This window comes from Streptomyces sp. NPDC058145 (assembly GCF_042884245.1).
Taxonomy (GTDB): domain Bacteria; phylum Actinomycetota; class Actinomycetes; order Streptomycetales; family Streptomycetaceae; genus Streptomyces.
The window spans coordinates 55,030-66,732 of record NZ_JBHVUH010000011.1 but is presented as its reverse complement, the minus strand read 5'-3'; the positions used below and the strand labels follow the sequence as shown (position 1 = coordinate 66,732).

The window sequence follows — 11,703 nt, the reverse complement described above, 5'->3', positions numbered from 1 at the left end:
GCCCGGCGGCGACGCGCCGGCGGTGACGGCGGCACGGTCGCCTCACAGGCTCCAGGACACCGTGTTGGACAGGTCCATCGCGAGGCCCAGGACCGCCAGGTCGGCGACGCCCAGGGCCAGGCCCAGCCAGGCACGGCCACGGCGGGACGTGCCGCGCCAGAGGGAGACGGCGGCCAGGACGATGGCGACCGGGCCGAGGAAGACGTTGAGGACGAGCAGGCCGAGGAGGCCGAGGATGAAGGACGCCACGGCCATCCCGTCGGCGTCCCGCGTGCGCGGGCGGTTCTCCGTGCGGCCCGAGGCCGGTGCGGTGAGTTGCATGGTGCTCATCTCCTGGAAGTCGATGCGGACGGTCAGTCGGCCGAGGTGTGACGACGGCGGCCGTGGCGCTCGCGGATCGCGAAGATGCCGAGCCAGACGGCGATGACGGCGGCCGCGGCGGCGGTGACGGTCAGCGGTGCGTGGGCGACGGTGCCCAGCACGACACCGAGCAGCATGAGTGCGGCGACGAGGAACAGCATGGGATGAGATCCCCCCTCCGAGATGCCTCGTGTTGTTCTCCTGTGAACCTTCGGTGAACAGTTGTAGTAACAGTTGTTCACTGACTTCGAGTCTAGCGCTTCTCGCGGCTTCCCAATTCCAGAGAACAGTTGTTAACTGGATGACATGAGTCACACCCTCGGCATCCGGCAGGCCCAGAAGCAGAAGACGCGGCAGGCGTTTCTGGACGCGGCGCTCGCGCTGCTGGAGGAGCAGAGTCTGAGCAGCCTCGGCCTGCGCGAGGTCACCCGCGCCGTCGGGGTCGCTCCGACCGCTTTCTACCGGCACTTCCGCTCCACCGCCGACCTGGGTGTGGCCCTGGTCGACGAGGCGCTGGGCAGCCTGCATCCGATGGTGCGGACGACGGTGTCCGCGGCCGGCGACAGCGAGGAACGCATCACGCGCGCCGTCGAACTGATCGCCCGCCACGTAGACGCGTACCCCGCACACGTCCGATTCATCGCCCGTGAACGACATGGCGGAGTTCAGCCGGTACGGGAGGCCATCCGCGACCAACTGGCCCGTTTCGCCGAGGAGGTGAAGGCCGAGCTGGCCCACGACCCGGAGGCGCGCGGCTGGAACGACGACGACCTGCGGATGCTCGCGCACCTCTACGTCGACCAGATGCTGCTGACCGCCTCCCTGTTCCTGGAGACGCTGGAGGCGCCGGAGGACGAGCGGGAGCGCGTCACCCTGCTCGCCCGGCGGCAGTTGCGGCTCATCAGCATCGGCCGCCACCACTGGCTGGACTGACCCGCGCGGTCCGGTCCGGCGGCTCCTGATCCGTCAGCCCTGCTGCGCCTGTACCCCGGTCCGCCCCTCGGTCTCTCCCCCGCCGGGCCCGCCGCAGCCGCCGCCCTGCCCGCCCCCGGGGCCGCCCTGCCCGCCACCGGGCGCACCGCTCGGCGTACCGCCCGGCATCCCCGAGGGCGCGCCGGACGGCAGCCCCGTGGGCGTACCGCTCGGCCTCGCGGTGGAGGCCCCCGAGGGCGCGCCGGAGGGCATCCCGCCAGGACGGCCGGAGCCGGTCGGCATGCCGGACGGCGCCCGGCAGGCCTGCTGCCCGGAGCCGCCGGTCGAGGAGGACGAGTCGTCCGAGCCGCACGCGGTCAGCAGCAGCGGGGAGAGCGCCAGCAGGGCGGCGACGGGGACGAGGCGGGCACGCTTCATGAGAGACAGCTCCACGGAGGATGAGGAAGACCTGAGGCGGGCACTGAACCAGCGGCGCATAGGGCGTTCTTGGGCCTCCCCTGTCCCCGCGCTGTCAGTCGGGTAAAGCGCGCCCCAAGTGCCGCCGCCCACCAGGCACTTCAGCCGCCGTCCGGACCGGCGTCCTGGTACAGGGCCGTGACGGAGCGGACCGCCCGCAGCAGTTCGGCGCGCGCCTCGGGCGGGCCGAGGATCTCCACCTGGTCGGAGAACCCGAGCAGTTGACGCACCGCGCGCAGCACCGGGTACGACAGCCGGGCCATCACCCAGTCGCTCGCCCCGTCGTCGTCGGGGACTTCGGTCAGTTGCGCGGCGGCCATGCGCCGGAACATGTCGAGGCGTTCGCGCCGCACCCGCACGGTAACGTCGATGCCGTCCCCCGGCCGCTCCTCCACCTGCCGGCGCAGCACCTCCCAGACGTCGGCGAGTTCGACGCCGGGCCGCCGCCGCACGGGATCGTCGAGCGCACGGGCCGAGCGCACCCGGTCGACGCGGAACAGCCGGGGCGCGCCCCGGCGGTCGGCGACCAGGTACCAGACCCCCGCCTTGGCGACCAGGCCGTAGGGATCCACGGTGTACGTGGACGGCTCCCGGTCCCCGCTGTGCCGGTAGCGCAGCCGGAGTCGCCGGTCGGAGAAGACCGCGTCCTGCAGCACGTCCAGGTCCACGGCCTGCTGGGGGCCGCCGAGCCATCGGGTGGCGTCGACCAGGATGCGTCGGCTGGTGACCTCGGCGGCGGGCCGGTGCGGTGCCGGCAGGGCGGCCATCACCTTGCGCAGGGCGGAGCCGAGGGCCGTGTCCAGGCCGAGCGCCGCGTGGGCGCCCTGCGCGGCCAGGATGAACAGGGCCCGGGACTCGTCGGCGGTCAGGCCGGTGACGTCGGTGCGGAAACCGGCGAGGAGCTCGATGCCGCCGTGCCGGCCGCGTTCGGCGTACACCGGCACACCCGACGCCGACAGGGCCTCGACGTCCCGGTAGATGGTGCGGACCGACACCTCGAGCCGGTCGGCGAGTTCGCGCGCCGGAACGCGCCCACGGGTCTGCAGGAGCAGCAGGATCGACAGCAGCCGGTCGGACTTCACGCGCCCAGAATCCCGCCCGTGTCCCGGCCCGCGCAAATGTTGACGGCAGGTGTCAGGTTATCCGGGGATGCTCGGCCCACCGACTCACCGAGAGGCACACCATGACGAACGAGTTCACCGACCCGCGCCCCTACTACGTCCGCGCCACCGAGCAGGCGGCCGCACTCATCAAGACCGTGCGCCCCGAGGACCTCACCCGGCCGACCCCGTGTTCCGAGTTCGACGTCCGTGGCCTGCTCGGCCACATCGTCGGCGGCACCCGGCGGATCGCGGTGGTCGGCGAGGGCGGCGACGGGCTCGCCGTCGACCCGTCCACCGACGGCGTCGCCGACGACGGCTGGGCGGCGGCCTACGAAGAGGTCAGGGTCCGGGTGCTCAGGGCCTGGGAGAGCGACGAGCGGATGGTGTCGACGGTGCGCGTGCCGTGGGGCGAGGTCCCGGGCCACGCGGCGCTGTCGGGCTACGTGATGGAGATCGTGACCCATACCTGGGACCTCGCCGAGGCCCTCGGCCACCCGGGGGAACTCGACCCGGAACTGGCCGAGTTCTCGCTCGCCAACGCCCGCCGGGTGCTGCCCGACTCCCGGCCCCGGGATGCCGCCACCCCGTTCGCCGCCCGGACCGGCGCCCCCGAGGGCGCCGGTGTCTACGAGCGCCTGGCGGCGTGGCTGGGCCGCGCTCCGCTCAGCCGAGCCTGACCCGGGCGAGCTGCCGGGACTGGGCGACCAGCCGGTCCGCGCTGTCCCAGACCTCGGCGTCCTCCTCCAGGAATCCGCCGGCCAGGTTGCGGGTGGTGATCGCCACCCGCAGCGGTCCGGGGGCCGGGCGGTGCCGGACGTGGACGGTGAGTTCCACCGTGGGCACCCAGCCCTTGAGACCGATCTCGAAGGCGGTCGGCGGCAGCGCGTCCACCGCGAGCAGCAGCGAGAGCGGGTCGGCGTCGCGGCCGTCGGCCAGCCCGAACCAGGCCCGCATCTCGCCCTTGCCGGAGGGCGCGCCCAGTGCCCAGCCGAGGGTGGCGGGGTCCAGCTTGAGCATCAGCCGGTCGGCGATGGCCGAGCTGCCCTCGACCGGGGCGGGGCCGTCCTCGGGGCCGAAGCACTGGTCCAGCGGCGGGATCGCCGGCAGGGCGGCCGTCGTGCGGACGTCGTCGGGCAGGCCGGCGAGGTCGCCGTAGGAGGCGAGCACGCGGATCCGCTCGACCTCGTTGCCCTCGTCGTCGTACTGGAGGAGCGAGGCCTGGCCCGTGGAGAGGGTGCGGCCGGTGCGGACGGTCTGCGTGCGGACGACCGCCGGGCCCGGCTGGGACGCGGTCAGGTAGTGCGCGGAGACGGTGAAGGGGTCCGGGTGCGGGAGGGTGTCCGCGAGGGCCCTGCCGAGGACGGCCAGCAGATAGCCGCCGTTGACGGCGTTGATGATGGTCCAGCCGGCCGAGAGGTCGATGTCGTAGACACCGGTCTCGCGCCGGGTGACCGCCGTGTCACGGTCGAACTCGCTGTCGCCGATCACGGCCCGCGACGGGGAGGGGGCGGAAGCTGCTTCTGGCATGGGTGAACGGTACAACAGGAAATTACTAAGCGGTAGCTTTTGCTGCTGTGGCCGAGTGAACGCCACCCGGCCACACGGCCGAGGCAAGAGGGCCCCCCGGGTGAGATTCCGGCAATTTCCAGGTAAGTGTCCGGACACGTCCACAACCCCCGGCCGGTGATCACCCTCTATGGGGATATGAGCCTCACCGGGACTCCGTTCCTCTGCACGATCGTCGTGCTGTCCGTGGTCGCCCTCATACTGCCGCTCCTGCTGTGGTCGAGGACGCCCGGGCCGAAGCCGCTGCGCGCCGCGGCCCGGGTACTGATGCTGCTGTTCGCCCAGGGCACGGCCGTCACGCTGGTCTTCGTGCTGGTCAACAACCAGAACGGCCTGTACGACAACTGGGCCGACCTCATCGGCACCGGCGACCACGTCCAGCAGGCCGCCGACCTCGGCCGGGACGGCACCGGCGGGATCGCCCTGAAGCGGCTGCCCAGGGTCGGGCAGGACTTCGGGCCGGCCGACGGCGCCGGGATGCGCGCGGCCGGCGGGGTGCGCGTCACCCAGCTCCGGGGGCGGGTCTCCGGCGTGAACGCCGAGGTCTACGTGTGGCTGCCGCCCCAGTACGGCGAACCCGCCTACCGCCACCGGAAGTTCCCGGTCGTGGAGCTGCTGCCGGGCTACCCCGGCTCGGCGAAGGCCTGGTTCGGCGCGCTCAGGGCGCACGAACAGGTGCTGCCCCTGATGCGCGACGGCCGGGTGGCGCCCTTCATCCTGGTCGCGCCGCGCACCAACCTGCTGGCCGGCGTCGACACCGGCTGCGCCAACGTCCCCGGGCAGGTCAACGCCGACAGCTGGCTCAGCGTCGACGTGCCGAGGATGGTCCTGGACAACTTCCGCGCCCAGCCGGCGCCGTCGGGCTGGGCGGTGGCCGGCTACTCGGCCGGCGCGCACTGCGCGGTCAAGCTGGCCGTGGCCCACCCCGACCGCTACCGGGCCGCCGTGAGCCTGTCCGGCTACAACGACCCGATCGGCGAGCGCAACTCGCTGGCCGCCCAGAGCCCCGCCCTGCGCGCCCGCAACAACCCCTACCTGCTGCTGCGCAAGGCGGCGGAGCCCCCCCGGATCGCCCTCTACGTCTCCGGCGAGTCCGGCGACGGCTACCAGGCGGGCGCGGCGCTGCAGGCGGTCGCCAAGGCGCCGACGACCGTGCACGTGGTGTTCCTGCCGCGCAGCGCCGGGGGTCACACCATGGCGCTGTGGCGGCCGCAGGTCCCCGAGGTGTTCCGCTGGCTGACCCTGCAGATGGGCCAGAACCGCGCCAGGGGCGTGGACGGCTCACTCGCCGGGGCCGGCACGGCACCCCTGAGCGGCAGCGGCACCGGCCCCGGCACCGGAAACGGGGCCGCCGGGACTACTCCTCGGTCACTGTCGACCGCCGGTTCCAGGCACGCGGCGCTCGCCAGTGGAACTTCATCGCCAGCAGCCGCAGGACGAAGGCGGTGACGACCGCGAGCCCGCTGGTGAACGGGGTCAGGGCGTCGTAGCGGATGCAGAGGGCCACCATGGTGGCGCCGACGACGGCCGGGACCGCGTACAGGTCGCGGTCCCAGCGCAGCAGCGAGGGGACCTCGTTGGCGAGCACGTCCCGCAGCACACCGCCGCCGACCGCCGTGGCCAGGCCGAGGGTCGCCGACGCGGTCAGGTTGAGGCCGTAGGAGTACGCCTTGGTCGTGCCGCTGACGCAGAACAGGCCGAGGCCGGCCGCGTCGAAGACCAGCACCGCCGCCTGGATTCGCTCCACGTGCGGATGCAGGAAGAAGACCACGAGCGTGGCGAACAGCGGGGTGAGGAAGTACCCGAGGTCCGTGAAGGCGGCCGGGGGCACGGCCCCGATGACCACGTCGCGGAACAGTCCCCCGCCCAGCGCCGTGACCTCGGCGAGCACGGCGATCCCGAAGATGTCGAAGTTCTTCCGGACGGCCAGCAGCGCGCCGGAGATCGCGAACACGAAGATGCCGATGACATCGAGCGTGTGCTGGACGGAGGGACTGAAGAGTTGCTGGAGCTGCACCCTGCCATTCTTACCTGTCAGAGGGTGTGCACCTTACAAGTGCAGGCTCAGAGGGTAGGCCTGCCTGTCGTATACAGCCAGGTGCCGAACAGATCGTCCAGTGGCTGCCCGCTGATCCGCTCGGCGAGGCGGACGAAGTCGGCCGTCTCCGCGTTGCCGTACCGGTGCAGCCGGGTCCAGGCGGGCAGCAGCCTGAAGAACGCCCGGTCGCCGATCCGCTCGCGAAGCATCTGCAGGGTCATCGCGCCGCGCTGGTAGACGGCGGAGGCGAACATGGTGTCCCGCTGCGGGTCGGCCACCTTGATCTGCCAGAAGGAGGAGTCGGCGGGGCGGGCGTCGTAGGCGGCGCGGAAGGAGTCGTGGGCCGAGCGGGTGCCCTGGTGCTCCGCCCACAGCCACTGGGCGTAGGTGGCGAAGCCCTCGTTGAGCCAGATGTCCTTCCACCGCGCCACGCTGACCGAGTCGCCGAACCACTGGTGGGCCAGCTCGTGCACGATGGTCGACTCGTTGCGCACGGCCGAGTAGGCGGGCTTGCTCTGCACCTCGAGCGAGAACCCGGCCTCGGGCATGTCGTCCACGATGGCGCCGGTCTCCTCGAAGGGGTACGGGCCGAAGATCCTGGACCAGTAGTCGGTGGCGGCGGCGGTGACGGCGTAGACGTCGACGCTGTTGCTGTTCTTCAGCACGGGGTCGATGGCGACGTAGATGGGGATGCCGCCCGGGGTGCGGCCGGTGCGCACGTCGAACCTGCCGATGGTGGCGGTCGCGAGGTACGTGGCCATCGGCCGGCTCTCCCGCCAGTGCGTGTACGTCGAACCGCCCCGGTCGCGGGTGGAGACGAGCCGCCCGTTGGAGACACCGGTCAGGCCCTGGGGCGCCTTGATCCGGATGTCGTAGGTGGCCTTGTCGGAAGGGTGGTCGCTGGACGGGAACCAGGTGGAGGCGGCGTTCGGTTCGCAGGCGACGAAGACGCCGTCGGGCGTCTTCATCCAGCCGTAGTCGGAGCCGAAGATGATGGGGCCGCCGAGCGGTTCGGGTATGCCGCCGTAGGTGACGGAGACGGTGAACTCGCGTCCCTTGCGCAGGGTGTGGCGCGGGGTGACGGTGACCTCGTCGCCGTCCCGGGTGAAGCGCGCGCTTCTGCCGTCGACCTCGACCCGGGTGATCTCCAGCCGCTGTAGGTCGAGGTCGAAGGAGGAGAGGTTCTGGGTGGCGCGTGCCGTGAGGGTGGTACGGCCGTCTAGGCGGCCGGTGCCGGGGGCGTAGGCGATGTCCAGGTCGTAGTGGCGGGCGTCGTAGCCACCGTTGCCGAGCCCGGGGAAGTAGGTGTCGCCGATGCCGGGCGCGCCGGCGGTCGGGGCGGGTGCCGCCGCGATGAGGAGGAAGGAGGCCGCCGCGGTGGCGAGGGTCCCTAACCGTGCCGAACGGGAGAGTGCCATGGTCGTCCCTTCGAGCGTGCCGATCAGTGGTCGGACACGGACGACTCTGCACTCTCCCGCTCAGGCATGTACATGACTTTGCTGTTCTGTCATGTGCTACTTGTCGGTTGACTCCTGGGATCCGGTCTCGGCGCTGGGCTCCTCGGCGGGAGCGGCGGCCTCGGGCTCGGCCTTGCCGGTCGAGGTCTTGGCGCCGGGCCCGGTCTTCACGGAGCCGGCCTCGGCGACGGCCTCGGCCGCCTCCGCCGACTCCTTCACCGCGTCGGGCTTCTCCTCCGCGTCGGCGTCGGAGACCGTGGCCGCGTCGGTCTCGGCGGTGGAGGGCTTCTCCTCCGCGTCAGCCGCAGGCTTGTCCGGGGCATCCGCCTCGGCCTTGTCCGTGGCGTCGGCCTCGGACTTCTCCTCCGCGTCTGCCGCCGACTTGACCGTGGCGTCGGCCTCGGACTTCTCCTCCGCGTCTGCCGCCGGCTTGACCGCGGCGTCGGCCTCGGGCTTCTCCTCCGCGTCCACCTCGGCAGCCGCCGGCTTCTGCGCGGCGTCCGTCTCGGCGGCCTCGGCGGCCGCCGCCGACTCCTCCAGCACGGCGTCCGGGACCAGTTCCGACGCTTCCTTCGCCACCGACAGCAGGACCGTGTCCTGCGGGGCCTGGTCGGCGAAGTTCTCCGGGTGGTGGCAGGCGACCCGCTGGCCGGGCTTCAGCTCCACAAGCTGCGGCTCGGTCGTCCGGCAGATGTCCGTCGCCTTCCAGCAGCGCGTGTGGAAACGGCAGCCGGAGGGCGGGGCGATGGGCGAGGGCACGTCACCGCGGAGCAGGATGCGCTCGCTCTTCTGTCCCCGGCGCTTGGTGTCCGGCACCGGCACCGCCGACATGAGCGCCTTGGTGTACGGGTGCATCGGCGCCTCGTACAGCGAGGTGCGGTCGGCCAGCTCGACGATCTTTCCGAGGTACATCACCGCGATCCGGTCCGAGACGTGCCGGACGACCGACAGGTCGTGCGCGATGATCACGTAGGTGAGGCCGAGTTCCTGCTGGAGGTCGTCCATGAGGTTCACGACCTGCGCCTGGATCGACACGTCCAGCGCGGAGACCGGCTCGTCGGCCACGACCAGCTTCGGCTTCAGGGCGAGCGCGCGGGCGATGCCGATGCGCTGGCGCTGGCCGCCGGAGAACTCGTGCGGGTAGCGGTTGTAGTGCTCGGGGCTCAGACCGACCAGCTCGAGCAGCCGCTGGACCTCCTTCTTCACCCCGCCCTCGGGCTCCACGCCCTGCAGCCGGAACGGCGCGGAGACGATCGAGCCGATGGTGTGACGGGGGTTCAGGGAGCCGTACGGGTCCTGGAAGATCATCTGGATGTCACGGCGCAGCGGGCGCATCTGCCCGGGCCGCAGCCGCGTGATGTCCCGGCCGTCGAAGGTGATCGTGCCGCCGGTCGGGTCCTGGAGGCGGGTGATGACCCGGCCCATGGTCGACTTGCCGCAGCCCGACTCGCCCACCACGCCCAGGGTCTCGCCCTTGCGCACCTCGAAGTCGATCCCGTCGACGGCCTTCACCGCGCCGACCTGGCGCTGGAGAATGCCCTTCTTGATCGGGAAGTGCTTCTTCAGGCCCTCGACCCTGAGCAGCACCTCACGGTCCGCCGAGTCACCCGCGGGGGCCTGCGCCTGCTGCGGGATCACGGCCTCGTCCGTCTTCTTGGTCTCACTCACAGCTTCGGCGCAATCTCTTCGGTCCAGATCCGCTCACGGTCCTCGGCCGGGAGGTGGCAGGCGGACCAGTGCCCGGTGCTCACCTGCTCCAGCTCGGGGCGCACCGTGCGGGTGACATTCCCCTTGGGGATGTCCGCGTACGGACAGCGCGGGTGGAAGGCGCAGCCCGAGGGGACGTTGATGAGGCTCGGCGGCTGGCCCTTGACCGGGATGAGCCGTTCGGAGGTGTCGCGGTCGATGCGGGGCATCGAGCCGAGCAGGCCCCAGGTGTAGGGGTGCTGCGGCTGCTCGAAGACCTGGGCGGCCGGCCCGCGCTCCACGCACCGGCCGCCGTACATCACCAGGACGTCGTCGGCGATCTCGGCGACCACGCCGAGGTCGTGGGTGACCATGATGACCGCGGAGCCGAACTCCTTCTGCAGGTCCCGGATCAGGTCGAGGATCTGCGCCTGCACGGTGACGTCCAGGGCGGTGGTCGGCTCGTCCGCGATGAGCAGCTCGGGGTTGTTGACCAGCGCCATGGCGATCATGGCGCGCTGGCGCATACCGCCGGAGAACTCGTGCGGGTAGCCGTCGACGCGCTTGGCCGGCTCGGGGATGCCGACGCGGTCGAGCATCTCGACGGCACGCTTGCGGGCGACCTTCTTGCTGACCTTGTGGTGGACCCGGTAGGCCTCGACGATCTGGTCGCCGACCTTGTAGTACGGGTGCATCGCGGACAGCGGGTCCTGGAAGATCATCGCCATCTCGCGGCCGCGCAGCTTGCGCACCTCGCTCGGGGCGGCGGAGACCAGTTCCTTGCCGTCCAGCCAGATCTCGCCGGTCATCCGCACGTTCTTGCCGCTGGTGCCGAGCCGGTGCAGGCCCATGATGGCCTGCGAGGTGACCGACTTGCCGGAGCCGGACTCACCGACGACGGCGAGGGTGCGGCCCTTCTCCAGCGAGAAGCTGAGCCCGTCGACGGACTTGACCAGGCCGTCGTCGGTCGGGAAGTGCACCTTGAGGTCGCGGACCTCGAGGAAGGCCTTGGGGGGCTGGGACGCGGAGGTGGGCTCGCCCACGGCGGCGCCGGTCTTGGAGAGTTCGGTCACGAGAGCCTCACCCGCGGGTCGGCGGCGGCGTAGAGGACGTCCACCAGGAGATTTGCGAAGACGACGAAGAAGGCGGCGAGCAGCGTCACGCCGAGGATCTTCGGCAGGTCGTTGTCGGTGATGCCCTGCACCGCGTACTGGCCTACACCGGGCAGCGAGAACACCGACTCCGTGATCACGGCGCCGCCGAGCAGCAGACCGAGGTCCATACCGAAGACCGTGATGATCGGGGTGAGGGCGGCGCGCAGTCCGTGCCGGGTGACGACGCTGCGCTCCCGCAGGCCCTTGGCGCGGGCCGTGCGGATGAAGTCCTCGTTCATCGTCTCCAGCATGCCCGAGCGGGTGAGCCGCGCGTAGATGGCGGAGTACAGCAGTGCGAGCGAACACCACGCCGGGAAAAGCGTGTTGGCCCACTGAACGGGGTTCTCGGTGAGCGGGACGTAGGTCCGGCCGAAGATCGGCAACTGGACGGTGAAGAGCAGGATCGCCAGGTTGCCCGTGAAGAACATGGGCAGCGAGACGCCGGTGAGCGCGATGCCCATGAAGGTCCGGTCGAGCACCGAGCGCGGCTTCAGGGCGGAGATGACACCGGCCACGACGCCCGAGACCAGCCACAGCACGGCGGCACCCGCGGCCAGCGACAGGGTGATCGGAATACGCGAGGTGAGCTCCGGCCACACTGCCTGGTGGTTCTTGAAGGAGTAACCGAAGCAGGGTGCGTCGCAGTGCACCGTGGTGGGGCCGAGGTCGTAGGTGGCGCCGGCCACGATCCCCTTGATGAAGTGCCAGTACTGGACGTAGACAGGCTGGTCCAGACCGAGGTTGTGCTTGACAGCGACGATGTCCGCCTTCGACGGACTCTTGCCGATGTACTGCTGCGCCAACTGGTCCGCTGTCTGGCCGGCAAGCCGTGGCAGCAGGAAGAAGATGGCGAAGGTGACCGCGGAGACGACCAGCAGCAGGATCACTGCCGCGAACGTCCGGCGGAGGATGTACGAGATCACGGGGACCGGCGCTGGTGCCCGCGGACC

The 11,703-nt window shown here is 71.3% G+C and carries 13 protein-coding genes; 3 read left to right on the top strand and 10 right to left on the bottom strand.

What is annotated here, in order from left to right; translation table 11 throughout:
- Window positions 1–42: 42 nt before the first annotated feature.
- Entirely contained in the window at window positions 43–321 is a 279-nt protein-coding gene (locus ACFVVO_RS24895; RefSeq protein ID WP_390058016.1) for a DUF4190 domain-containing protein, read from the bottom strand.
- A gap of 32 nt (window positions 322–353) precedes the next feature.
- The gene (locus ACFVVO_RS24890; RefSeq protein WP_351664527.1) at window positions 354–521 is read right to left on the bottom strand and encodes a hypothetical protein; all 168 of its coding nucleotides are present in this window, start codon (window positions 519–521) and stop codon (window positions 354–356) included.
- Window positions 522–666: 145 nt separating this feature from the next.
- On the opposite strand from ACFVVO_RS24890, the gene ACFVVO_RS24885 reads away from it, so the two are divergent.
- Entirely contained in the window at window positions 667–1,293 is a 627-nt protein-coding gene (locus ACFVVO_RS24885; protein ID WP_390057807.1) for a TetR family transcriptional regulator, read from the top strand.
- A gap of 33 nt (window positions 1,294–1,326) precedes the next feature.
- Here ACFVVO_RS24885 and ACFVVO_RS24880 read toward each other — a convergent pair whose 3' ends face one another.
- Both ACFVVO_RS24880 and ACFVVO_RS24875 read right to left on the bottom strand, forming a co-directional pair.
- The gene (locus ACFVVO_RS24880; RefSeq protein WP_390057806.1) at window positions 1,327–1,710 is read right to left on the bottom strand and encodes a hypothetical protein; all 384 of its coding nucleotides are present in this window, start codon (window positions 1,708–1,710) and stop codon (window positions 1,327–1,329) included.
- A gap of 140 nt (window positions 1,711–1,850) precedes the next feature.
- Window positions 1,851–2,831 carry a helix-turn-helix transcriptional regulator gene (locus ACFVVO_RS24875; protein WP_390057805.1) on the bottom strand — a complete coding sequence of 327 codons (981 nt, stop codon included), beginning with the start codon at window positions 2,829–2,831 and terminating at the stop codon, window positions 1,851–1,853.
- A gap of 101 nt (window positions 2,832–2,932) precedes the next feature.
- Here ACFVVO_RS24875 and ACFVVO_RS24870 point away from each other — a divergent pair, with 101 nt between their 5' ends.
- Complete coding sequence (locus ACFVVO_RS24870) at window positions 2,933–3,529, top strand: TIGR03086 family metal-binding protein (RefSeq protein ID WP_390057804.1); 597 nt, start codon at window positions 2,933–2,935, stop codon at window positions 3,527–3,529.
- Here ACFVVO_RS24870 and ACFVVO_RS24865 read toward each other — a convergent pair.
- Window positions 3,516–4,379, bottom strand: a complete 864-nt coding sequence (locus tag ACFVVO_RS24865; RefSeq protein WP_390057803.1) for a thioesterase family protein — start codon at window positions 4,377–4,379, stop codon at window positions 3,516–3,518. The two genes, ACFVVO_RS24870 and ACFVVO_RS24865, sit on opposite strands and share 14 nt — an antisense overlap.
- Window positions 4,380–4,556: 177 nt before the next feature.
- Between ACFVVO_RS24865 and ACFVVO_RS24860 the strand changes: the two genes are divergently transcribed.
- Window positions 4,557–5,867, top strand: coding sequence for an alpha/beta hydrolase (locus ACFVVO_RS24860; RefSeq protein WP_390057802.1), 1,311 nt, complete (start codon window positions 4,557–4,559; stop codon window positions 5,865–5,867).
- Here the strand turns inward: ACFVVO_RS24860 and ACFVVO_RS24855 are convergent.
- From ACFVVO_RS24855 to ACFVVO_RS24835, 5 genes are all read right to left on the bottom strand, one after another.
- Window positions 5,776–6,435 carry a trimeric intracellular cation channel family protein gene (locus tag ACFVVO_RS24855; RefSeq protein ID WP_390057801.1) on the bottom strand — a complete coding sequence of 220 codons (660 nt, stop codon included), beginning with the start codon at window positions 6,433–6,435 and terminating at the stop codon, window positions 5,776–5,778. The genes ACFVVO_RS24860 and ACFVVO_RS24855 overlap by 92 nt on opposite strands.
- A 47-nt stretch (window positions 6,436–6,482) precedes the next feature.
- Complete coding sequence (locus ACFVVO_RS24850; protein ID WP_390057800.1) at window positions 6,483–7,874, bottom strand: M1 family metallopeptidase; 1,392 nt, start codon at window positions 7,872–7,874, stop codon at window positions 6,483–6,485.
- A 96-nt stretch (window positions 7,875–7,970) separates the two neighbouring features.
- Window positions 7,971–9,581 (bottom strand): dipeptide ABC transporter ATP-binding protein, encoded by a 1,611-nt coding sequence (locus ACFVVO_RS24845; RefSeq protein ID WP_390057799.1) that lies wholly within the window; start codon window positions 9,579–9,581, stop codon window positions 7,971–7,973.
- Window positions 9,578–10,672 carry an ABC transporter ATP-binding protein gene (locus ACFVVO_RS24840; RefSeq protein ID WP_390057798.1) on the bottom strand — a complete coding sequence of 365 codons (1,095 nt, stop codon included), beginning with the start codon at window positions 10,670–10,672 and terminating at the stop codon, window positions 9,578–9,580. The genes ACFVVO_RS24845 and ACFVVO_RS24840 overlap by 4 nt, the downstream gene beginning before the upstream one ends.
- Window positions 10,669–11,676 carry an ABC transporter permease gene (locus ACFVVO_RS24835; protein WP_390057797.1) on the bottom strand — a complete coding sequence of 336 codons (1,008 nt, stop codon included), beginning with the start codon at window positions 11,674–11,676 and terminating at the stop codon, window positions 10,669–10,671. The genes ACFVVO_RS24840 and ACFVVO_RS24835 overlap by 4 nt, the downstream gene beginning before the upstream one ends.
- Window positions 11,677–11,703: the final 27 nt, after the last annotated feature.